Source organism: Pseudoxanthomonas sp. Soil82, from assembly GCF_040446535.1.
In the GTDB taxonomy this organism is placed as follows: domain Bacteria; phylum Pseudomonadota; class Gammaproteobacteria; order Xanthomonadales; family Xanthomonadaceae; genus Pseudoxanthomonas; species Pseudoxanthomonas kaohsiungensis.
Genome location: NZ_JBEAAK010000001.1, coordinates 879,858 through 901,401, shown reverse-complemented (window position 1 = coordinate 901,401; position 21,544 = coordinate 879,858). Strand labels below are relative to the sequence as shown.

The following is a 21,544-nucleotide window of genomic DNA, read 5'->3' as shown; positions in this document are numbered from 1 at the left end:
AGCACCGTGGCAGTGGTGCTGCGAGCATCCGCGCTACGCATTCCCCTCGCGTACCGATGACTCCGGCGTGCGCCCGGCCCGGTACGGCAACACGAACAGGTACAGGCCGCTGGGCACCAGCAGGGCCAGCGGCAGCAGCGGCGAATAGGTGATCCACGGCGGCGGCGGCCCGAACGCCATCGCCGCGAAGTTGGCGACCACCGCCAGCACGAACAAGATCGAGACCCAGCGGTGCAACTGCCGGATCGCGCGCGCGACGTTCATGCCGCACCCCGCGACTGGATCATCTTCCAGCCGTTGCCGGACGGGTCGCGGAAGCCCGCGTCCACCGTGCCGTAGCGGTCGACCGGCTCCTGGGTGAACTCGACCCCGGCGGCGCTCATGCGTGCGTAGGCCGCGCGGCAGTCGGCCACGGTCAGCACCAGCGGCGGCATCGCGCCCTTGGCCACCAGCGCCTGAGCCGCCTGCGCGGTGGCCGCATCGAGCACCGGCGGGCCGGGCAGGAACAGGCCGAGCTGGAACGACGGCTGCTGCGGATGCTGCACCGTCAACCAGCGGTAGCCGCCATTGCCCACGTCCGTGTGCACCCGGAAGCCGAGCTTGTCCACGTAGAACGACAGCGCCTCGTCCTGGTCCCGCACGTACAGCCCCACCACGCCCACGCCTTCCATCACGCCACCTCCTCAGATCGGGTGGGCGATGTTGTACCGCCCACGCGCCGCCGGCGCTTCTCCGAAACTGCGATTTCGAGGTCGGGCCGCTGCGCGGCGCCCAGCACGCACCCCGGCACCCGCCCGGGGGCCTGCACCGCCGCGCGCGCGTCCAGGCGCAACTGCCCCGGATGCGCCCCGGTGACCTCGCGGAACACCCGCCCGAACGTACCCAGGCTGCTCCAGCCGGTGCGGAAGGCGATCTCGGACACCGGCAGGTCGGTCTCGCGCAGCAGCGCGGAAGCGCGCTCGATGCGACGCGTCAGCAGGTAGCGGTGCGGCGGCAGCCCGAAGGCCTGCTTGAACTCCCGCGCGAAGTGCGCCGGCGATAACGCGCTGACCTCGGCCAGGCGGCGCACCGGCCAGTCCTCGTGCGAGGCGGCATCCATGCGGTCCTTGGCCCGCAGCAGGCGGCGCAGCAGTTTGGGGTCCTGGGGCATGCGGTTGGCGACGCGCGTCGTTCGGATGGTGGCCGAGCGCGAGCATACGGCACGGGCGGGTCACCGTTTCGACGCCGGAACGCGCCTCCACCCCTGTCTCAGATCTTCGGTTGCTCGGCCGTGAGTGTCAGCTTGATCGATGTGTAGAACGGATCCGGCCAAACCCCTTCGAAGCCCGAGGCCGCAAGTTCCTTATGCACGCATCGCGCCAGAGGCGTCTCCCCTTCACGCCAACTGCGGGTAACTGTGCCTTCGGCATTCAACCGGAACACCAGCGTGAACACCTTCAGATCCATGCCCGGCTGCGCGCAGGCACCCAGCGCCGACGCCAAGGCATCCCCCTGGGATTGCAACAATTGATTGCGCATACCCGAGGACAGGTTTGCCTCGTTGGTATCGGCAAGCGCCTTGGCCTCTTCGAACTTGACCGGGTCCGCGACTGCCAGGGAAGCCGCCATAAACATCAGCTTGAGCATTGCGAGCACTCCTTGGGTCCAAGTGGAAAGTTCACTTTGACCGCGCTACTGGAAGTGAACCTGACCCCGTTCTTGGAAGTGAACCTGGCCCCGATCTTCGAAAGCGCACTCTGACCCCCGTTCCCGGACTTCGTTCGCCAGGCCCGATCAGTCGCGCAGCAGCATCCGGCATATCGCGCCCGTGCAGGTGCCACCGGCTGGATCGAGAATGACCGAGTGGCCCGGGTCGCCGGTGGGAAAAGGCGCCCGGGTGTCAAGGATGAACGCCACCGCATTCGCACCGGAGAGCCCACCCGGGATTTCCATGTCGCCGAGCACGACGTAGGCCGGCAGGCGACGGATATGCTCGTCGAAGCCCGGGCCGATTCCCCCGGGATTGTTCGACGCATAGCGCATCTTCCAGTAGGCCAGGTCCGCGCCGCTGGCCGGCCGCAACACGCCGGAGCGCACCAGGGCAACCAGCCCTTCTCGGCCCGAAGGTGGCATCGGGTACAGACGCGCCAGCGGCGGCGGCGCGGGCGCGTCGGTCGAGGCAGCACCGGGCGTCGGTCGCGCTTCGGCCGGAACCGTCGCTGCATCTGTCCCTGCCCCGGCCGTGGCGCGCGACGCAGGCGCATGCGCAACAGGCGTGATCGGCTCGGCATCAGGCGCCGGCGTCACGACGACATGCTGCGGGGCATGCACATCGTCCGCCCACAGGGCTTCGGCCGCCTTGACGGCGTTCCGGCCGATCCAGTCCGCATTCAACAGCGCCAGACCCAGGACCACCAATGCGCCCACCACGACCCGCATCCCTCGGGAGTGCTTTTCCTCACCCACGGTCTGCTGCTCGTTCATCCTGCGCTCCCCCCCCCTAGATATCGCCTCGACTAGCAGAACTTGGAAGTGAACCTGAAGACTCATCTCGGCCACGTTTCAGGCGCCGAACAGCGCCGACAGGTCATCGGAGAACTTGAACCGCGAGACGATCCATCCGGAGTCCCCCTTGTACCAGACGAACATCCACAGTGCGCCATGCCTCTCTAGCCGTTGCAGGAACACAGACCGAATTACCGATCCACCGACGCTGTCGTTGCTCAGCAGCTCGTAGTCCAGGCTCTTTCCGAAGCTCTTCTCGTAAGCTGTTCCCGCCTGTACAGCACCTTCGATCGCCTTCTCGAACTCGGCGCCCGCTACCTGCATATGAGGCGCCAGGAGCATCAAGCCCTGTTGCGTCCTGCCCGCGACGATCTCCTGCATGACCCGGCCCGATACCCGCACGGCTTCATCGGCGCTCTCCACGCCCACCGGATCAACGGCTTCCAGCTTCACGACCTGCGGCGGCGGAGTCTTGTCGCCATTCGTGCGACGGTCGACAAGTGCTGCGAGCTTCCTTTCGTACTCGGCATAAGCCGCGTCCGAGTCGACCAATGGCTCCATGACAAGCATGGCGGCCTTGTTCGCGGCGAGCGACGCCCCAAGGAAACGCCGACCGAGCTCACTGCCGTAGAACTCCAGCAGGGCACGACGATCGGCCTCTGACAGCGCATCGGTCAGCGTACTCGCCACAGTCTCCATCATCGGCAACCGCGCGTACTCGCAACCGGCCTGCAGCATCTCCACGTAGGCCCGTCGGGCCTCGGGCCATTCCGGGTCAGTCGCCTTGAAGCCACCAAGCATCATGGGATGGTCGGCGACCTTGGCCTCGACATCTTCGGCCGCAGCGTTGTCCCTGCATACTCGCTCCGAGTCGGTGAGCGATTGAGCGAATGCCATCGCGTCGGCCAGCTGCCAAGCCGACTCCGCGGGCTGATCGGCTAGCGCGTGCCCCGTGATCCCCAACTGCAGGATCACACAGAACCACAACACTCGACGATGAATCATCTGCGACACAAGCCTTCCCCAATCCTGTTCATTCAGCAGCCCCCGTCCTTCCTAGTCTCGTCGCGCCTTTCCGGCACCTTGTCCAGCGCCACCAGCGTTACCGCCCAGATCGCATACAGCACCACCATCATCGCCATGACGTTGACCACCGAAGCGAGTTGAACCCAAGCCCGTTTTCGACCTGAGCGCACCACCTCTTTTCACTCAAGAAGTGAACCTGACCCCGTTAGCCGCTCACACCATCACCCCATCACTCAGCCAGCCGCCTGGTACGCCTGACCTGCAAAGTAGAGTCCGAACAAGGAGACGACCAGCAGGAACAGCCCGTAGCGCATGCGGAAGGGAATGGGGTTCCGCTCCAGACCCGGCTCGATGGCCTTCGGGTCCAGGATCCAGCCGTGATTGCACTCGGGGCAGGCCAGCTGATAGCGCTTGCTGTAGGTCATGCCAAAGAACAGATCGACACCCGCGTACTTGTACTGTAGCTGGGGCACGAAGTCCCTCTCCTCATCGCACCTGGGGCAGTGCCTTGCCTCCGCGGCACCGATGACAACCATGTTCTCGCCTTGAGTAATCAAGAACATCATGCGGAGCCCCCTTTCACCCGATAACGTATCGCCCCCACTCCGGCACCTCTCAGTCCAGCAGCCCGCTTTGAGGACTGGAAGTCAACCTGACCCCGCTAGCTTTAGTGACCCCGTCAGCTATCGACGGGGAACAACTGGTCGAGCAGGTCACTGGCAGATAGAGGCCCGACAAATCGCCGAACAGGAACGTCGCGGTAGTTCGCGCGCACCTTTCGCTCACCTTCCGCCGATCGGCGCCCCGGAGATCGTGAGACACGCAAATCCCCTATGTCCGACATTGGCTCACCAGGCCCTGCCCCGAAGAATCGAAAACTTTCCAGAGAAAGATCCTGAGATCGATGCGACATGAGCACGATGCACGAGCCAACCATTTCGGAGAAAGAGAGGCGTACTGAGCAATGAACGGGTATCTTCCCAGAATGCGCTTGCTTGAGCTGGATATAACGGACCTGCTTGCCAAGAGTGAGGACGATATCGAACCCAGAATCGTCAACCTCCGCATTGAATACCTGAAGCGATGCCAACGGATCGCGCAACCAGACCACAGAAGAAAGACTGGCAACAAGTGCATGCCGCAGCACGTTCTCCACGTAACTAGAGCGCTCTGCCAGCGCCTTGATGCGCAACTCCTGATGCAATCCGCTCACGCCTCCTCCCGCAGCCGCTACACGCCTCGTGCACTCATGGACAACGGATATCGCGCGGCTCAAAGAGCAGCACGCCAACACCTTTACGGAAGTGAACCTGACTCCGTTAGCGTTGGAAGCCAAGCCGACCCCGCTAGCCACCCCGTTAGCTAGATCCGCTGCTCGTTGCTCAGCCCTGCTCAGCCTCAATTCCCTGACGCGCGAACAACTCTATTCTCGGCAACACATACTGCATTGCTGAACGAGCGTGCCGGAAAGAGTAGTGCTTATAAGCTTCTAAGACGCGCCCATTCGGTGACGGTTTCGCACCTGCAGCAACCTCAGCCTCGTACTTTGCGATGATACCTTCGCGTCGCTCACGGGACGGCATTGCAGCGACAAGGTAAGCGCGAACGATGTCGCCGTAGCCCCGATCCGAATCAAAGAACTTCCTTCCCTCCAAGTTCTCACTGAGGATTCTCACTAACTCTTCGGCATCTATCACGCCATCAACGAAATCTTGATATACAACGTTCCGCTTAACCTTCAATACTATAAGTGGACAAAGAAGCAGAGGATGTAGATACGAATTTTCTCCAACTCCCGAAAGCGAAAGCGCCAACAGTGTGAAGCACTTTTGTTGATCCCTAAGAGAACAACCCGTTGCACCGAACATTGCCACGAATGCTGATATGACCTGCGCCTTATCGTACTGGAGCTCAGGGTGGGATCTAGATCTGAAGAACCCCTCTAGATCGTAATTTTCGAGCTGAGCTTGGACGAATTGTCTTGTGCTGGGAGTTGGCAGCGCCAGTGAGAGATCGAAGAATCTCCGCAGATAATCTTCTGCCGCAGCCTCCAGTCCATAGACGTGCCTGATTGAGTTCGACAGCTGTCGCGTGTCGGTTGCAACCACAAAAAGAACCCCGGGCACCGAGAAAAGATGCTTGACGGTTTCCAGAACTCGGATCGCATAGTCGGGTCTGCAGCGATCCAACTCGTCAACGATAATCACCAATGACGCACCGGCATCGTCACTCCCGGAGACTTTTAGAGCGAAATCTTCGAGGGCGGCTCGGAAGCTGCGAATGGAGTCCCGGGACTCCTCGTATCGCTTAATCTCATCTTCGGCAATTTTCTCAGCAGCCGACGCGAGCACCTCTTCCGTAACCTCGGAGAGATCGAGCAGCCCGAGCGTGCCTGCCTTCACCAAAGCCGGAACTGCTCTTGCAGCAACGCGCGCACCGACCTTTTTTAGCTTCTTAAGCTCAATTCCTGCGCGTTGAGCCGGGTCGATTCCAAAAGCATCGATGCCAACACTCAATTCCCCAATCAATGCGATCAGGGGGTCAGACGAAAAATCGGTCTCCCAAGCATTGAAGTAGAGCGAGCGAACGCCCTCGCTTTGGAGATGATGGCGCCACATCTTGAGGAATGTCGTCTTGCCGTTACCCCACGGAGCTTCGAGATTTACGACGAACGATGCACTCGTAGTTTGAGCCAGGGAAGTCAGAGCCTCCGCAAAGGGCTTAAGACCGAAGCAGTCGACCCCAAAGGGGTCTTCCGGATTGACCTCCAGCGGCGGCGGCTTCAGAAGAGAGCTCAATCAATCACCCGCACTTGCTGTACCCGCAATTCAAGCAAGTCGCGCACCCGTCCATAATCACCAGCGCCTTGGTGCTGCACTTGTGGCACATGGTGGCGCTGGGCGGGAAGCTGGTGCCGTCGCCGGTGACGGCGATATCCTCGGTGCCGGCGCTCGCGGCGGCCGGTGCCGCGGTCACGTCACTGTTTTTTTTTGAGCGCTCCTCGAACTGCTTGCGCTTCTCGGCGATCAGGGCCTTCTGGTGGGCGCTCATCTCCGGGTCGTGGATCAGGCCGATGGACTTCATGTGCTCCTCGACCACGGCGCCGATCTCGGCCACCAGGGAGGGCATGTACACGCCGCCGGCCTTGAAGTAGCCGCCGCGCGGGTCGAACACGGCCTTCATCTCCTCCACCAGGAAGGTCACGTCGCCGCCCTTGCGGAACACGGCCGACATGATCCGCGTCAGGCCGACGATCCACTGGAAGTGGTCCATCGACTTGGAGTTGATGAACACCTCGAACGGGCGGCGCAGCTCGTGCTCGGTGCCGGCGTTGAGGACGATGTCGTTGATGGTCACGTACATGGCATGCTCGACCATCGGCGACTTGATCTTGTAGGTGCTGCCGATCAGGACTTCCGGGCGCTCGATGCGCTCGTGCATGTGGATGATGTTGTCCTTGGCCGCCTCGGCCTCCATCACGGCCCGGTCGACCGGCGCGGCGACCACCGGCGGCGCGGCTTCGCGCGCCTTCTCCTCGGCGGTGACCACGGCGTAACCCTTGATTTTCTTGTCGATCTTGACGGCCATCTTGCGTGTCCTGTGTGCGTTGCGTGGGAGCGGCGACGGCGCCGCCACCGTCCCTCCCCGTCACGGGGAGGGACGTCTTGCGTGGGTGCTGCTTACTTCTTGGCGGCTTTCTTGGCCGGGGCCTTCTTGGCCGGTGCGCGCTTGGCGGCGGCCTTCTTCGGGGCGGCCTTCTTCGGGGCGGCCTTCTTCATCGCCTTCTTGGCCGGGGCCTTCCTGGCGGCGGCCTTCTTGGCGGGTGCCTTCTTCACGGCCTTCTTGGTCGCGGCCTTCTTCGCCGGCGCCTTCTTCATGGCCTTCTTCGCCGCGACCTTCTTCGCCGGAGCCTTCTTGGCCGCCTTCTTCGGAGCCGCCTTCTTCGCGGTCTTCTTGGTGGTCTTCTTGGCCGCAGCCTTCTTCGCCGGCTTGGCCCCCTTTTTGGGGGTCTTCTTGCCCAGCTTCTTGCGCAGGGCCTCGGCCTCGGCGGTGGCGGCGTCCTTGGCGGCGGTCAGCTTCTTCTTGGCCGTGGACATGGTCTTGCTCACGGCCTTGCCGACCTTGGCGGTGCGCTTCTTGACCGCCTTGCTGACCTTGGCGGTTTCCTTCTTCACCGCCTTGGTGGCCTTGGTCGCGGTCTTGCTCGCGGCCTTGCGCGCCTTCGTGGCGGCCTTCTTCGCCTTCTTCACCGTGTTGCTGGTGGTGGTGGCGATCGCGGTGCCGACCTCGGACGCGGTTTCCTTGACGCTCTCGGCGGCCTCGGACAGGGTCGCCGTCACACCATTGCCATTGCTCATGGAGCCCTCCTGGGGGCGCTCTTGGTTTGTGGTAATCGGGGACACGCTAGCTTTCCGGGCGCCATGCAGCGGTGAAGCGGTCGCGGCGGGCGCCCGGAAACAGCGCGCGCCGCGGCCTTCAAGCCTCAGAACTTGCCGTAATACCCTTCCTTGAGCGCATCGAAGAGGTTGGCGGCGGTGTGGGTCTCGCCGTCGTACTCGATCTCCTCGTTGCCCTTGACCTCCAGGATCGAGCCGTCCTCCAGCTCGAAGCGGTAGGTGGTGTTCTCCAGGTCCTTCTCCTTGACCAGCACGCCCTGGAAGGCGGCCGGGTTGAAGCGGAACGTGGTGCAACCCTTCAGGCCCTGCTCGTAGGCGTAACGGTAGATGTCCTTGAAGTCCTCGTACGGGTAGTCCGTGGGGACGTTGGCGGTCTTGGAGATCGAGCTGTCCACCCACTTCTGCGCGGCGGCCTGGACGTCGACGTGCTCCTTGGGGGAGATGTCGTCGGCGGCGATGAAGTAGTCCGGCAGCTTGGCCTCGGCCTCTTCGGCGAACGGCATCGCCTTGGCGTTGACCAGGTGGCGGTAGGCCAGCAGCTCGTAGCTGTAGACGTCCACCTTCTCCTTGGACTTCTTGCCCTCGCGGATCACATTGCGGCTGTAGTGGTGCGCGAAACTGGGCTCGATGCCGTTGGAGGCGTTGTTGGCCAGCGACAGCGAGATGGTGCCGGTCGGGGCGATCGAGCTGTGGTGGGTGAAGCGCGAACCGACCTCGGCCAGCTCGTCCACCAGCTCCGGCGCCACCGACGCGATGCGCTGCATGTAGCGGCTGTAGCGGGCGTGCAGCACCTTGCCCGGGATCTCCTGGCCGATGCGCCAGCCGTCCTTCGCCATTTCCGGGCGCTGGCGCAGCATTTGCGCGGTGACCTCGAAGCGCTCCTCCATGATCGGCGCCGGGCCCTTCTCGATGGCCAGCGACAGGCCCACTTCCCAGCCGGCCACGGCCATGTCGCGGGCGATCTGCTCGGTGAAGCCCAGGCTCTCGGGCGAGCCGTACTTCATCTTGAGCATGGTCAGGGTGCTGCCCAGGCCGAGGAAGCCCATGCCGTGGCGGCGCTTGCGCATGATCTCGTCCCTTTGCTGTTGCAAAGGAAGACCGTTGACCTCGACCACGTTGTCGAGCATGCGGGTGAACACGCGCACGACTTCCTTGTATTCCTCCCAGTCGAAGCGCGCCTTGTCGGTGAACGCGTCGCGCACGAAGGTGGTCAGGTTGACCGAGCCGAGCAGGCAGGCGCCGTACGGCGGCAGCGGCTGCTCGCCGCAGGGGTTGGTGGCGCGGATGTTCTCGCACCACCAGTTGTTGTTCATCTCGTTGACCTTGTCGATCAGGATGAAGCCCGGCTCGGCGTAGTCGTAGGTGGAGACCATGATCATGTCCCACAGGTGGCGGGCGCGGATGTGCCCGTACACCTTGCAGGCCACCAGGCCGTCGTCGCGGGTGATGTAGTTCTCGTGGGTCGGCCAGTCGCGCCAGACCACCTTGTCGGCGTCGGCCAGGTCGATGTCGCCCTCTTCCTTGCGGCTGACCGGGAACACCAGCGGCCAGTCGCTGTCGTCGGCCACCGCCTTCATGAAGCCGTCGGTGATCAGCAGCGACAGGTTGAACTGGCGCAGGCGGCCGTCCTCGCGCTTGGCGCGGATGAAGTCCTTCACGTCCGGATGGCTGACGTCGAACGTGCCCATCTGCGCGCCGCGGCGGCCGCCGGCGCTGGAGACGGTGAAGCACATCTTGTCGTAGATATCCATGAAGGACATCGGGCCGGAGGTGTAGGCGCCGGCGCCGGCGACGAACGCGCCGCGCGGGCGCAGCGTGCTGAATTCGTAGCCGATGCCGCAGCCGGCCTTCAGGGTCAGGCCGGCCTCGTGGACCTTCTCCAGGATCCCGTCCATCGAGTCGGTGATGGTGCCCGAGACGGTGCAGTTGATCGTGCTGGTGGCCGGCTTGTGCTCCAGCGCGCCGGCGTTGGAGGTGATGCGGCCGGCCGGGATCGCACCGCGGCGCAGCGCCCACAGGAAGCGCTCGTACCAGTAGGCCTTCTTCTCGTCGGTCTGCTCGGCGTCGGCCAGGGCGCGGGCCACGCGCTGGTAGGTGCCGTCGATGTCCGCGTCCAGGGGCACGCCCTGCTTGGTCTTCAGGCGGTACTTCTTGTCCCAGATGTCCTGGGAGGCGGGCTGCAGCGGGATCTCGCCGCTCGTCTTGGTGTTGTCCTGGACCACTTCGAGGCGCACCGTGCTCATGCTGGTTGTTTCTCCTTTACCGCACCTGGATTCGTACTTCCGGGGCCGGACGGGAGCGGGGACGGCAACGCCGGCGGGTCGCGTGGATGCGCGCCGCTCGCCGGGTCAGACGGTGGTGTTCCAGCGGCCGGAAAGGCCGCTACCTGCTGTCTTTTGCTGCCGCATCCGCTCGCCACCCCCCGGCGATTTGACCTTGCGAGGCGTGTTCAGGGAAACACCATCGCTTGGGCCTGGATTCCGTCGCACCGCTACATCTTGTGGCGCAACAGGCCGTCAAGCTACGCCCGGTCCATTACAGTGTCAACCACTTGCGTGACCGGGTTTGCAGTGTTCCAGCCGGGTGCGCGGACGGGCCGGGAGCCGGCGCGGCGGAGCGGCAGCCGGGCATGGCGGACGCTACTTCACCGGCTGTTAAAACCGGGCGCAGCAGACTCGTTCAGGTTCATGAGAACCCCCCGTCAAACCCCCTGCCCGTCGAGGAATCCGGCCCGATGCGTCCCGCTGCCACCCTGCTCGCCCTGACCTGCGCCGCCGCCTTCGGCGGCTTCGCCGCCACCGCGGTGGACGGACTGCTGGACAACCGCGCCGAGGCGACCCCGGCGCCGGCCCCGGTGGCCCCGCTCGCGCCGGCGCCGCTGCCGCTGCCGGCCGCCGCCGCGGCGCTTCCGGCCGCGATCGACGGCCAGGCCCTGCCCTCGCTGGCGCCGATGCTCAAGCAGGTGATGCCGGCGGTGGTGAGCGTGCACACCAAGCAGCGGGTCAAGGTGCGCAACCCGTTCTTCGACGACCCGATGTTCCGGCGCCTGTTCCCGCAGGTGCCGCAGGAGCGGATCAACGAGTCGCTGGGCTCGGGCGTGATCATCGACGCCGCCCGCGGCTACGTGCTGACCAACCACCACGTGATCGAGGGCGCCGACGACGTCTCGGTCACCCTGGCCGACGGCCGCACCCTCAAGGCCGAGTTCCTCGGCTCGGACCGCGACACCGACGTGGCCCTGATCCGGATCCCGGCCGAGAACCTGGCCGGCCTGCCGCTGGGCGACAGCGGCCGGCTGCAGGTGGGCGACTACGTGGTCGCCATCGGCAACCCGTTCGGCCTCAACCAGACGGTGACCTCGGGGATTGTGTCGGCGGTCGGCCGCAGCGGCATCCGCGGGCTGGGCTACCAGAACTTCATCCAGACCGACGCCTCGATCAACCCGGGCAATTCCGGCGGCGCGCTGGTCAACCTGCGCGGCGAGCTGGTCGGCATCAACACCGCCAGCCTCAACCCGCAGGGCAGCATGGCCGGCAACATCGGCCTGGGCCTGGCGATCCCGTCCAACCTGGCGCGCGACGTAGTCCAGCAACTGGTGACCACCGGCGAGGTGCGCCGTGGCACGCTGGGCATCGACGCCCAGGCGCTGGACGCGCGCCTGGCGCGCAGCCTGGGCCTGGCCGAGGGCCAGCAGGGCGCGCTGGTGACCCAGGTGTACGCCGGTTCGGGCGCGGCGGCGGCGGGCATCCGGCCGGGCGACGTGATCATCGGCGCCGGCGACCAGCGCATCGCCGACCCGTTCGCGCTGCATAACTTCGAAGGCCTGCAGCCGGTCGGCGAGCGGGTGCCGCTGCAGGTGCTGCGCGACGGCAAGACGCTGACCCTCAGCGCGACCCTGCGCGAGCAGCCGCGGGCGCTCGATGGCGGCACGGTGGATCCGCGCCTGGCCGGCGCGCGCCTGGCCGAGCTCCCCGAAGCCCAGCGCCAGGCGCGCGGCCGCGGCGGCGTGCTGGTGGAGGAGGTGCAGCCGGGCAGCCGCGCCGCGCGCAACCAGCTGCGCCCGGGCGACGTGATCGTGGCCACCACCGCCGGCCCGGTCGCCGACCTGCCGGCGCTGCGCTCGAGCCTGGCGCAGGCACCGCAGCAGTTGGTGCTGCTGGTCACCCGCGGTAACGTGCAGGGCCGGCTGCTGATGCAGTGAGGCGGCGCCGCGGGGCCGTCGGGCCGGGTCCTTCGCGCCGGGATCTACGTTGGAGCCGTAACGGGGCCTACACCGGGCCCGTGATTCCATGGCCACGTCACGCCATGCCGGCGTCGCCCCCACCGCACGTCCACCAGGAGAACCCCGATGACCCCGACCTCCACCGAGAACATGAAAGAGAACCTGGCCGAAGCCGGTTCGCACCTGAAGGCCGCCGCCGGCGCCGCCGGCGAGGCGATCAAGGGGGCCGGCAGCGCCGCCGGGGACGAGCTGCGCCTGGGCCGGGCCAACGTCAAGGCCGAACTGGCCGACAGCGCGCTGGCCGGGCTGGCCGCCGCCGAACTCGGTGGCGATGCCGCGCGCGAGCAGATGGACGCACTGATGGACAAGGGCCGCGACCTGATCGACAGCGCCTCGGAACTGATCCGCGAGCGTCCGCTGGCTTCGTTCGGCGTGGCCTTCGCCGCCGGCTGGCTGGTCGCCGCGCTGACCCGCCGCGACCGCTGAGCCGGTCGCCACGGCCATGAGCGAAGGGGAACGCCCGGGCCCGCCCGGCGGCGCGGGTGCGCCGCCGCTGGACGAGACCCTGCGCACGATCGGCGAGGCCGGCAAGGCCTCGCTGGGCGCCACCCGCGATTCGCTGCGCGCGCTGCGCGCGCTGGTCTCGGCCGACCTGGCCCTGGCCCGCAGCGCGCTGGGCCGCGGCATCGCCTGGGCCGGGGTGGCGATCGTGTTCGGCGCCTCGGCCTGGCTGCTGGCCACCGCCGCGGGCGTGGCGCTGATGCAGCGCTTCGGCCTGTCGTGGCTGGCCTCGCTGAGCATCGCGGCGGTGTTCAACCTGTGCATCACCGCGCTGGCGGCGTGGCGCACTTCGCGCTTCTTCGACTACATGGGCCTGCACGCCACCCGCCGTCAGCTCAGCCGCATGGGACTGTTCGACGAATACGGCGACGAGCACGGCGACGACCTCGACGAGCCGCCAGGCAACGCCGGCAACGGCACTGGCACCGGCGTCGGCGACGACCCGGCGCCACGCGCCGATGCGGTGGCCGCCTCGGTGACCACCGCGGCCACGCCTGCGCAGGAGCCGCCGCGATGAGGTTCGAACTGCTGCGGCAGCGGGTCGAGCGCGCCGAAACGCGGGTGGAGTCGTGCATGGACCGCGCGTACTCGCACCGGCAGGTATTCCGCGAGGCCTGGCGCCGCGGCTGGACGCCGGGGCGGATCGTGGTCGCCGGCCTGCTGTCGGGGTTCCTGGTCGGCCGCGCCGAACCACTGTCCAAGGTGGGCGGTGCGCGCTGGCTGCAGATGCTGGGCACGGTCTCGACCATGCTCGCCTCGCTGCGCGCGGCCGCCGCGTCCGAAGAGGCGGGCGAGGCGGCCGATGCCGCCGCCGATGTCGCCGCCGAAGCCGCGGTCCAGTCCGGTGCGGCCGGACCGGTGCCGGCCGCGGGTACCGCGCCCGCGGCGACACTCGCCGCGCCCGGCGATGGGCAGCGGGTGCGGGCACCGTCGCCGGCCGAAGCGGCCACCGAAGTTTCCGAACGCTGATCCTTCCCTCCCACGCGTTGCCGGCCGGCGGTTCCGGCCGCTCGACCGAGCCCGCGCCGCATGACCGAGTCCACGCCCCTGCCGCCTGCCGCCGAGCCGGTCGAACCGCTGCCGGTCCCGATCGACGCGCACATGCCGCGGCCGCGGCCGCGCGCCTCCACCGCGCTGGTGGTGCTGGCCACGCTGGCGGTGGGGTTCACCCTGTGGGCGGCGCAGGACGTGATCCTGCCGGTCCTGCTGGCGGCGTTCTTCGCGCTGATCGGCAACCCGCTGATCCGGCTGCTGCGGCGCCTGTACGTGCCGCGCTTCCTGGCCGCGGTGCTGGTGCTGGTCGCCGGGCTCGCCGGCGCCGGTGCGCTGGCGGTGCAGCTGGCCGCGCCGGCGGCCGAATGGGCCGAGCAGGCGCCACGCGAGGCGCGCAAGCTCGGCCGCCAGCTGCAGGACCTGACCCGGCCGATGCACGAGGCCAACCGCATCGCCGAGGACATGGCGCGCGCGGCCGCCGGCGAAACCAACCGCAAGGTCGAAGTGGTGCGCACCCGGGTCGACGACCCGTACGCGGCGCTGACCCGCACCCCGCAGATGGCCGCCTCGGTGCTGGCGGTGGTGCTGCTGACGTTCTTCTTCATGGTCTATGGCGAGAACCTGCAGCGCAACGCGATCGCGCTGCTGCCCGGGCGCCAGCAGAAGAAGTTCACGGTGGAGATCCTGCACGGCATCGAGCGCGAGGTCTCGCGCTACGTGCTGACCATCAGCCTGATCAACGCGGTGGTCGGCCTGGCGTTCGCCGGGATCCTCTACCTGCTGGATTTCCAGGCGCAGGAGGCGCTGCTGTGGGGCACGGCGGTGATGCTGCTCAACTACGCCCCGTACGTGGGCCCGCTGATCGGCATGTGCATGATGCTGCTGGTCGGCTTCGTCGCCTTCGACGAGACCTGGCGCTCGCTGCTGCCGGCGGTGGCGTACCTGGTGCTGCACACGATCGAGGGGCAGATCGTCACCCCGATCGTGCTCGGGCGGCGGATGGCGCTGTCGCCGCTGGTGCTGATCCTGGCGCTGATGCTGTTCGGGTGGATGTGGGGGATCATCGGCCTGCTGCTGTCGGTGCCGCTGCTGGTCTGCGTGAAGCTGGTGCTGGAGCACGTGGAAGGCATGGGCGGCTGGGCGCGGCTGCTGGAGTAGTCGCGCCGGCTCCGTAGAGCGGGGCCTGCCCCGCTGCGCAGCCGGGCGAGCCCGGCTCTACGTCCGGGGCCTGGTTTGACGCGACGTCGCGGCCGGGCGGGCCCGGCCCTACAATGCCCCGGTGAGCTTCACCGTCCGCGCCATCACCCTAGACCTCGACGACACCCTGTGGCCGTTCGCGCCGATCGGCGCGCGCATCGACCAGGTGCTGCACGACTGGATGCTCGAGCACAGCCCGGCCACCGCGGCGATGTATCCGGTGGCGGCGATGCGCGAACTGCGCGAGCGCTCCTTCCGCGAGCACCCGCACCTGCACCACGACCTGTCGGCGCTGCGCCGGCTGACCCTGCGCGAGGCGCTGGAGGCCAGCGGCGCGTCGCTGGACCTGCTCGAACCGGCCTACGAGGCGTTCTACGCCGCGCGCAACCAGGTCGAGTACTACCCCGACGCGCTCGACGGCCTGGCCCGGATCGCCGCGCGGGTGCCGGTGGCCGCGCTCAGCAACGGCAACGCCGACCTGGAGCGGGTCGGCATCGCCCACCTGTTCGCGTTCCAGCTCGGCGCGCGCGAGCACGGCGCGGCCAAGCCGCAGGCCAGCATCTTCCACGCCGCCTGCGCGCGGCTGGGCTGCGGCCACGGCGAGGTGCTGCACGTGGGCGACCACATCGAGATGGACGTGGCCGGCGCCGCGCGCGCCGGGCTGCGCAGCTGCTGGATCAACCGCGAGGACCGCACCTGGCAGCACGAGGAGATCGTGCCCGACCTGCAGTTCACCACCCTCACCGCGCTGGCCGACTGGCTGGACGCGCACATGCCCGATCGCCACCCCGCGCCGAGTAACGCTGCCGGCGCCCCGGCGCGGACCGACAACCGAGACCACGTCGCATGAACCACAACGCCCATTACGCCGACCCCGGCAGTTCCGCGCTGCCGCTGCACCTGCTCGACCGCGACGGCTACGGCGCCTGGCGCTCGGCGCAGCCGGCGACGGTGTCGGCGTGGCTGGATGCGCAGGAGTTCCAGCCCGCGCCGGGCTCGGTGGCGCTGCTGCCGGGCGAGGGCGGCATCGCCGGGGCGATCGTCGGCATCGGCGATCCGCTGGATCCGTGCAGCTACGCGCATGCGCCGACCGCACTGCCGTCCGGCGCCTGGGCGCCGGCAGCCGACCTGGCCCCGGATCAACGCGCGGCGCTGCAGCTGGGCTGGGGCCTGGGCAGCTACCGCTTCGAGCGCTACAAGAACCCGCCGCGCGCGCCGGCGCGGCTGCGCCTGCCGCAACTCGATGGCGAGGCGCTGGACGTGCTGCTGGCGACCATGCGCGTGCGCGACTGGGTCAACACGCCGACCCAGGACATGGGCCCGCAGCACCTGGAGGCGATCGCCCGCGAGCTGGCCGCCGAGCACGGCGCGCACGTCGAGGTGGTCGCCGGCGAATCGCTGCTGGCGCACAACTTCCCGGCGATCCACGCGGTCGGCCGCGCCTCGCACCGCGCGCCGCGGCTGATCGAGCTGCGCTGGGGCGACCCCTCGCACCCGCACGTGGTGCTGGTCGGCAAGGGCGTGTGCTTCGACACCGGCGGGCTGGACATCAAGCCGGCCGACGGCATGCGCAACATGAAGAAGGACATGGGCGGCGCCGCGCACGCGCTGGCGCTGGCCGCGCTGGTGATGTCGCGCAAGCTGCCGGTGCGGTTGAGCCTGCTGGTGCCGGCGGTGGAGAACGCGATCGGCCCGGACGCGTTCCGCCCGGGCGAGGTGATCGCCACCCGCGCCGGGGTCAGCGTGGAGATCGACAACACCGACGCCGAAGGCCGGGTGATCCTGTGCGACGCCCTCACCTATGCCGGCGAACAGAAGCCGGCGTTGATCGTCGATTTCGCCACCCTCACCGGTGCCGCACGCATCGCGCTGGGCCCGGACCTGCCGGCGCTGTTCGCCAACGACGACGCGCTGGCGGCCGAGTGGATCGCCAGCGGCGAGCGCACCCGCGACCCGGTGTGGCGCATGCCGCTGTGGCGCCCGTACCTGCGCTACCTGACCAGCAATGTCGCCGACCTGGCCAACGCCGGCTCGCGCATGGCCGGCGCGGTAACCGCGGCGCTGTACCTGGAGCGGTTCGTGCCCGGTGGCACGCCGTGGGCGCACCTGGACACCTACGCCTGGAACGACAGCAGCCGCCCCGGCCGTCCTGCCGGCGGCGAAGCGCTGGGGCTGCGCTCGGCCTGGGCATTGCTGAAGGCGCGCTACGGGTAGGAGCGGATTCATCGGCGACCCGAGATCGTCGGACATCGCGACATTGCACGCGGCGGGCGGGCGCCACGGTCTTCGACGGCGCGCTGGAATGCGGCTCCGGGTGAGGGCGTCGGGTCGCCCATGAGGATGGGCTCCTACCAGTGGCCGGCAGGCCAGACGGCACCGTGATTCTGTGTAGGAGCCGATTCATCGGCGACCCGAGATCGTCGGACATCGCGACATTGCACGCGGCGCGCGGGCGCCACGGTCTTCGACGGCGCGCTGGAATGCGGCTCCGGGCGACGGCGTCGGGTCGCCCATGAGGATGGGCTCCTACCAGTGGCCGGCAGGCCAGACGGCACCGTGATTCTGTGTAGGAGCCGATTCATCGGCGACCCGAGATCGTCGGACATCGCGGCATTGCACGCGGCGCGCGGGCGCCACGGTCTTCGACGGCGCGCTGGAATGCGGCTCCGGGGGAGGGCGTCGGGTCGCCAGCAAGCTGGGCTCCTACAGCCAGCCCTTTTGGCGGGCCAGGCGGGCGGCCTCGATCCGGTTGCCGGCGCCGAGCTTGCCGATCGCCTCGGACAGGTAGTTGCGCACGGTGCCCTGGGAGAGGTTGAGCTGGGCGGCGATCTCGCCGGAGGTGCGGCCCTCGCCGGCCAGGCGCAGCACCTGGCGCTCGCGATCGTTGAGCGGATCGGCTTCGCCCCAGGCCTCCACCGCCAGTTCCGGGTCGATCGCGCGGCCACCGTGGCGCACCTTGCGCAGCGCCTCGGCCAGGCGCTCGGCCGGGGCGTCCTTGAGCAGGTAGCCGACCACGCCGGCGTCCAGTGCACGGCGCAGGAAGCCGGCGCGGGCGAAGGTGGTGACGATCACCACCTTGACCGGAAGCTCGTGGCGGGCGATGCGCTGGGCCAGCTCCAGGCCGGTCAGGCCCGGCATCTCGATGTCGGTGACCAGCACGTCCGGCTGCAACCGCTGCAACTCGCGCCACGCGCTCTCGCCGTCGGCCACCGCGCCGACGACCTCGATGTCCGCCTCCATGCCCAGCAGCGCGGCCAGCGCGCCGCGGACCATGGCCTGGTCTTCGGCCAGCAGGACGCGGATCATCGGCGGTGGCGTGGCATCTCGGTCATGGCACGACGGTAGCAAAGGCGCCATCGATGTAGGAGCCCATCCTCATGGGCGACCCGACCAGGCGAACCATGCCAGCCCGCGGCCACTGGTGCTGGTACTGGTACTGGTACTGGCGATGTTCCGCACCGGCCGCGCGGGACCGCCCCTGAAGATGGGCGCCTGCAGTCCGGGACGCGCGCGGCGGGTGCAGAGCGTCGCCAGCGCCTGTGGCCGCGTCCATGCAATCCCAGGCATGGCATGGACGGTAGCCGGGTCCGCCTCGTCGGGTCGCCCATGAGGATGGGCTCCTACAGCTGCACGATGCACCACGGGAGACCGCGGAACGCAGGCATCCACTGCGGCCGGCACGCGGCGGAACCGGCGCGCAGTGCAGCGATGGCGGCAGCAGGGATGCCGCGCGCGCTACGGGTGGGCCGGTTCGGCGGCGACCGCCGACCAGTGCGGCAGTTCGGCCACCAGCCGCGTGCCGCGCGGCGACGCGGGCTCGATCGACAGGCTGCCGCCCAGCGCCTGCAGCCGCTCGCGCATGCCGGCCAGGCCGTTGCCGGGGCGGATCGCGCCGCCACGCCCGTCGTCCTCGACCTGCAGTCGCCAGTGCTGCGCCTGCCGGCGCAGGCTGATCCGCACCGCGCTGGCGCGCGCATGCCGGTGGATGTTGGTCACCGCTTCGCGCACGCACAGGGCCAGCACGGTCTCCTGCGCCGGCGGCAGGTCGTCGGTGTGCGCGTCGACCGACAGCGACACGCCCTCGCCTTCCAGCAGCACCTTGGCCGCGGCCAGCTCGGCCGCCAGCTCCGCGGCACGGATGCCGGTGACCGCGCGCCGCACCTGGGCCAACGCATCGCGCGCAACCTGGCCCAGCTCGCCGATCTCGCGCCGGGCCGCGCGCGGGTCGCTGTCCAGCAGGCGACCTGCGAGGTCGGCCTTGAGCGCGACCAGCGACAGGGTGTGGCCGAGCAGGTCGTGCAGGTCGCGGCCGATGCGTTCGCGCTCGGCGGTGGTGGCCAGACGGCGCACCTCTTCCTGCGACAGGCGCAGCTGGGCGTCCTTGCGGTGGCGCTGGCGCTCGACGTGGACCAGCAGGCCGACCACCAGCGTGGTCACCGGCAACCACACCACCGCCGACCACGGGTAGCCGATCGAGCGGGCGGACACCAGCAGCACGACGTTGGCCAGCAGCAGGGCCGCCGCATAGCGCCAGCCGTTGCGCCAGGGATGCGCGCCGAGCATCACGCAGCCGAACACGAAGTAGCTCATGCCGCCCGGATACCAGGGCAACAGCAGCAGGCACAGCAGCATCATGCCGATCGCACAGGCGCCGACCCGGCGTGCCGGCAGCGCCAGGGCGCCGACATAGAGGGCGATGAACAGCGGGTAGGACACCGCGGTCAGCAGCCACCAGCGCGCGTCGTAACCCTGCGGGGTGAACACCGGGGTCACGAACACCCACATCGTCCACAGCAGGTGGACGTACTCGGCCCAGGCGGGCGCGCCGCGACACTGGCTCTGCATCAGCACCGAGTCGGGCGCGGGCCGGAACCAGCGCGGTGCGAATCCTTCGAACTTCAGCGCGCCCATGGCGATCACCGGGTCAGGAAGCCGCCAGGCGGCGACGGGCCAGGAACAGGAACAGCGCGGCGATGCACAGCAGCACGCCGGCGTGCAGCCAGGGCACGGCGCCTTCGGCGAACCCCACCTGCCGCTGCGCCAGCCGCGCCAGATGGTACGACGGCCACAGCGGCGCGATCGACTTCAGCGCGCCCGGCAGCATCGACAGCGGGATGAACAAGCCCGACAGGAACGCCATCGGCAGGTAGACCAGGTTGATCAGCGCCGGCGCGCCGCGCCCGCCGACCAGGGTGCCCAGCCACAGGCCCAGCGCGCTGAACGGCAGCACCCCCAGCAGGCAGGTCGCGACCAGGCCCAGCCACTGCAGCGGTGGCAGCCGCACGCCGGCCACGGTGGCGGCCAGCACCGACAGCAGCACCAGCACGATCGCGCTGAACAGCATCGCCATCGCCACCTTGGCCAGCAGGTAGGCGCCCGGCGGCATCGGCTGGGCGCGCTTGAGCACCAGCAGCCCCTGCTCGCGGTCCAGGGCCACGGTCACGCCGAAACCGAACAGGGCCACGCCCATGATCCCGAACACGCTATAGCCGGCGAGCAGGTAGCGCGCGGCTTCGGGCGACCGGTTGCCGCCGAAGATCTCGCCGAACAGCAGGTAGAACAGCGGCGGGAACAGCAGTACCGGCAGCGAGAACGACGGCGAGCGCCACAGGCGCAGGAATTCGAAGCGCGCCTCCTGCAGGTAGGCGTTCCACGCCGGCGCCGGCAGGGCGTCGGGATGGGTACGGGCATGGGCGTCCATCAGGCGGCCTCCTCGGCGTTCATCGGTGTCCCGGACCGTGCGGTGAGCGCGAGGAAGGCGTCGGCCAGGCCGGCGCGGCGCACCTCCAGTTCCGACAGCGACGGATCCTCGGCCAGCAGCCGGCGCACGACCGGCTCGGCCTGCGCGGCGATCACCTGCAGGCGTCCGTCCGCGCCGGCGCGGGCGTCCTGCACCCCCGCCCAGGCGGCCACCTGCGCCGGCGCGAGCGCGCTGACGCAACCGATCCGCCGCTGCGACACGCGCGCGCGCATCTCCTCGACCGTGCCCTGCGCCAGCAACCGGCCGTGGTCGATCACCATCACCCGGTCGGCCAGCGCCTCGGCCTCTTCCAGGTAGTGGGTGGTCAGCAGGACCGCGCAGCCCTGCGCGGCCAGCTCGCGGATCGCGCGCCACAGGCCCTGGCGCGCGTCGATGTCCAGGCCGGTGGTCGGTTCGTCGAGGAACAGCAACTGCGGCCGGCCGCACACGGCCATGGCGAACTGCACGCGCCGCTGCTGGCCGCCGGACAGCTGGCCGTAGCGGCGACGCTGCACCTCCTGCAGCCCGGCCAGGGCCAGGCATTCCTCCAGCGCGCGCGGCTGCGGGTAGTAGCTGCGGGCCAGCGCGACCAGCTCGCGCACCTGCAGCGTGTCGGGGATGCCGGCGGTCTGCAGCATCACCCCGGTGCGGCGCCGCGCCTGCAGCGAGTGCGGCGGCAGGCCGAACAGCTCGGCGGTGCCGGCATCGGGCGCGTGCAGGCCCAGCAGCAGGCCGATCGCGGTGGTCTTGCCGGCGCCGTTGGGACCGAGCAGTGCCAGCACCTGGCCGGCATGCAGTTCGAGGTCGAGCTGCTCCAGCGCGCGGGTGCGGCCGTACTGCTTGCCGGCCTGCTGCAGTCGCGCCAGCGGCGCGCGGGGTACGGTGTGCATGCGTGGTGGCCTGCGGGGAATTCGCGGCCAGTGT

At 68.6% G+C, this 21,544-nt stretch carries 22 protein-coding genes and 1 pseudogene; 7 read left to right on the top strand and 16 right to left on the bottom strand.

Features of this window, described 5'->3' with window-relative positions; genetic code table 11:
* Positions 1 to 33: 33 nt before the first annotated feature.
* From ABKA19_RS04005 to ABKA19_RS03950, 12 genes are all read right to left on the bottom strand, one after another.
* Positions 34 to 264, bottom strand: a complete 231-nt coding sequence (locus tag ABKA19_RS04005) for a hypothetical protein (protein WP_353687756.1) — start codon at positions 262 to 264, stop codon at positions 34 to 36.
* Positions 261 to 671: a VOC family protein gene (locus ABKA19_RS04000; RefSeq protein WP_353687755.1), complete on the bottom strand. Its 411-nt coding sequence runs from the start codon at positions 669 to 671 to the stop codon at positions 261 to 263. Before ABKA19_RS04000 ends, ABKA19_RS04005 begins: the two co-directional genes overlap by 4 nt.
* Complete coding sequence (locus tag ABKA19_RS03995; RefSeq protein ID WP_353687754.1) at positions 671 to 1,150, bottom strand: helix-turn-helix transcriptional regulator; 480 nt, start codon at positions 1,148 to 1,150, stop codon at positions 671 to 673. Before ABKA19_RS03995 ends, ABKA19_RS04000 begins: the two co-directional genes overlap by 1 nt.
* A 98-nt stretch (positions 1,151 to 1,248) precedes the next feature.
* The gene (locus ABKA19_RS03990) at positions 1,249 to 1,626 is read right to left on the bottom strand and encodes a hypothetical protein (RefSeq protein ID WP_353687753.1); all 378 of its coding nucleotides are present in this window, start codon (positions 1,624 to 1,626) and stop codon (positions 1,249 to 1,251) included.
* 147 nt (positions 1,627 to 1,773) lie between these two features.
* Entirely contained in the window at positions 1,774 to 2,463 is a 690-nt protein-coding gene (locus ABKA19_RS03985; protein ID WP_353687752.1) for a hypothetical protein, read from the bottom strand.
* Positions 2,464 to 2,541: 78 nt separating this feature from the next.
* Complete coding sequence (locus ABKA19_RS03980) at positions 2,542 to 3,489, bottom strand: DUF2059 domain-containing protein (protein WP_353688043.1); 948 nt, start codon at positions 3,487 to 3,489, stop codon at positions 2,542 to 2,544.
* A gap of 254 nt (positions 3,490 to 3,743) precedes the next feature.
* Positions 3,744 to 4,076, bottom strand: coding sequence for a hypothetical protein (locus tag ABKA19_RS03975; RefSeq protein ID WP_353687751.1), 333 nt, complete (start codon positions 4,074 to 4,076; stop codon positions 3,744 to 3,746).
* 113 nt (positions 4,077 to 4,189) lie between these two features.
* Positions 4,190 to 4,723 (bottom strand): hypothetical protein, encoded by a 534-nt coding sequence (locus tag ABKA19_RS03970; RefSeq protein WP_353687750.1) that lies wholly within the window; start codon positions 4,721 to 4,723, stop codon positions 4,190 to 4,192.
* A 169-nt stretch (positions 4,724 to 4,892) separates the two neighbouring features.
* Positions 4,893 to 6,308: a KAP family P-loop NTPase fold protein gene (locus tag ABKA19_RS03965; RefSeq protein ID WP_353687749.1), complete on the bottom strand. Its 1,416-nt coding sequence runs from the start codon at positions 6,306 to 6,308 to the stop codon at positions 4,893 to 4,895.
* Between the two features lie 4 nt (positions 6,309 to 6,312).
* Positions 6,313 to 7,098 (bottom strand): TSCPD domain-containing protein, encoded by a 786-nt coding sequence (locus tag ABKA19_RS03960; RefSeq protein WP_162378288.1) that lies wholly within the window; start codon positions 7,096 to 7,098, stop codon positions 6,313 to 6,315.
* Between the two features lie 92 nt (positions 7,099 to 7,190).
* Complete coding sequence (locus ABKA19_RS03955) at positions 7,191 to 7,868, bottom strand: hypothetical protein (RefSeq protein ID WP_353687748.1); 678 nt, start codon at positions 7,866 to 7,868, stop codon at positions 7,191 to 7,193.
* A 125-nt stretch (positions 7,869 to 7,993) separates the two neighbouring features.
* Positions 7,994 to 10,150 carry an adenosylcobalamin-dependent ribonucleoside-diphosphate reductase gene (locus ABKA19_RS03950; RefSeq protein ID WP_353687747.1) on the bottom strand — a complete coding sequence of 719 codons (2,157 nt, stop codon included), beginning with the start codon at positions 10,148 to 10,150 and terminating at the stop codon, positions 7,994 to 7,996.
* Between the two features lie 491 nt (positions 10,151 to 10,641).
* On the opposite strand from ABKA19_RS03950, the gene ABKA19_RS03945 reads away from it, so the two are divergent.
* The 7 genes and pseudogenes from ABKA19_RS03945 (at position 10,642) to ABKA19_RS03915 (ending at position 17,094) form a co-directional block, all read left to right on the top strand.
* Complete coding sequence (locus ABKA19_RS03945) at positions 10,642 to 12,108, top strand: Do family serine endopeptidase (RefSeq protein WP_353687746.1); 1,467 nt, start codon at positions 10,642 to 10,644, stop codon at positions 12,106 to 12,108.
* Positions 12,109 to 12,255: 147 nt separating this feature from the next.
* On the top strand, positions 12,256 to 12,615 hold the full coding sequence (locus tag ABKA19_RS03940) for a hypothetical protein (protein ID WP_162378284.1): 360 nt from the start codon (positions 12,256 to 12,258) through the stop codon (positions 12,613 to 12,615).
* Positions 12,616 to 12,631: 16 nt separating this feature from the next.
* Positions 12,632 to 13,051, top strand: a pseudogene (locus tag ABKA19_RS03935) (phage holin family protein); the annotation flags it as partial.
* Positions 13,052 to 13,203: 152 nt separating this feature from the next.
* Positions 13,204 to 13,659 carry a hypothetical protein gene (locus ABKA19_RS03930; RefSeq protein ID WP_353687745.1) on the top strand — a complete coding sequence of 152 codons (456 nt, stop codon included), beginning with the start codon at positions 13,204 to 13,206 and terminating at the stop codon, positions 13,657 to 13,659.
* Between the two features lie 60 nt (positions 13,660 to 13,719).
* A complete protein-coding gene (locus ABKA19_RS03925; RefSeq protein WP_502945699.1) occupies positions 13,720 to 14,841 on the top strand; it encodes an AI-2E family transporter in 1,122 nt (373 codons plus the stop codon).
* A 121-nt stretch (positions 14,842 to 14,962) separates the two neighbouring features.
* Positions 14,963 to 15,730, top strand: coding sequence for an HAD family hydrolase (locus ABKA19_RS03920; protein WP_353687744.1), 768 nt, complete (start codon positions 14,963 to 14,965; stop codon positions 15,728 to 15,730).
* Positions 15,727 to 17,094, top strand: coding sequence for a leucyl aminopeptidase family protein (locus ABKA19_RS03915; protein WP_353687743.1), 1,368 nt, complete (start codon positions 15,727 to 15,729; stop codon positions 17,092 to 17,094). The genes ABKA19_RS03920 and ABKA19_RS03915 overlap by 4 nt, the downstream gene beginning before the upstream one ends.
* A 489-nt stretch (positions 17,095 to 17,583) precedes the next feature.
* Here ABKA19_RS03915 and ABKA19_RS03910 read toward each other — a convergent pair whose 3' ends face one another.
* The 4 genes from ABKA19_RS03910 to ABKA19_RS03895 all read right to left on the bottom strand — a co-directional run bounded on the left by ABKA19_RS03910 (position 17,584) and on the right by ABKA19_RS03895 (position 21,510).
* A complete protein-coding gene (locus ABKA19_RS03910; RefSeq protein WP_353687742.1) occupies positions 17,584 to 18,186 on the bottom strand; it encodes a response regulator transcription factor in 603 nt (200 codons plus the stop codon).
* 429 nt (positions 18,187 to 18,615) lie between these two features.
* The gene (locus ABKA19_RS03905; RefSeq protein WP_353687741.1) at positions 18,616 to 19,791 is read right to left on the bottom strand and encodes a sensor histidine kinase; all 1,176 of its coding nucleotides are present in this window, start codon (positions 19,789 to 19,791) and stop codon (positions 18,616 to 18,618) included.
* 13 nt (positions 19,792 to 19,804) lie between these two features.
* Positions 19,805 to 20,581 carry an ABC transporter permease gene (locus tag ABKA19_RS03900; protein WP_353687740.1) on the bottom strand — a complete coding sequence of 259 codons (777 nt, stop codon included), beginning with the start codon at positions 20,579 to 20,581 and terminating at the stop codon, positions 19,805 to 19,807.
* Positions 20,581 to 21,510 (bottom strand): ABC transporter ATP-binding protein, encoded by a 930-nt coding sequence (locus ABKA19_RS03895; protein WP_353687739.1) that lies wholly within the window; start codon positions 21,508 to 21,510, stop codon positions 20,581 to 20,583. Before ABKA19_RS03895 ends, ABKA19_RS03900 begins: the two co-directional genes overlap by 1 nt.
* Positions 21,511 to 21,544: the final 34 nt, after the last annotated feature.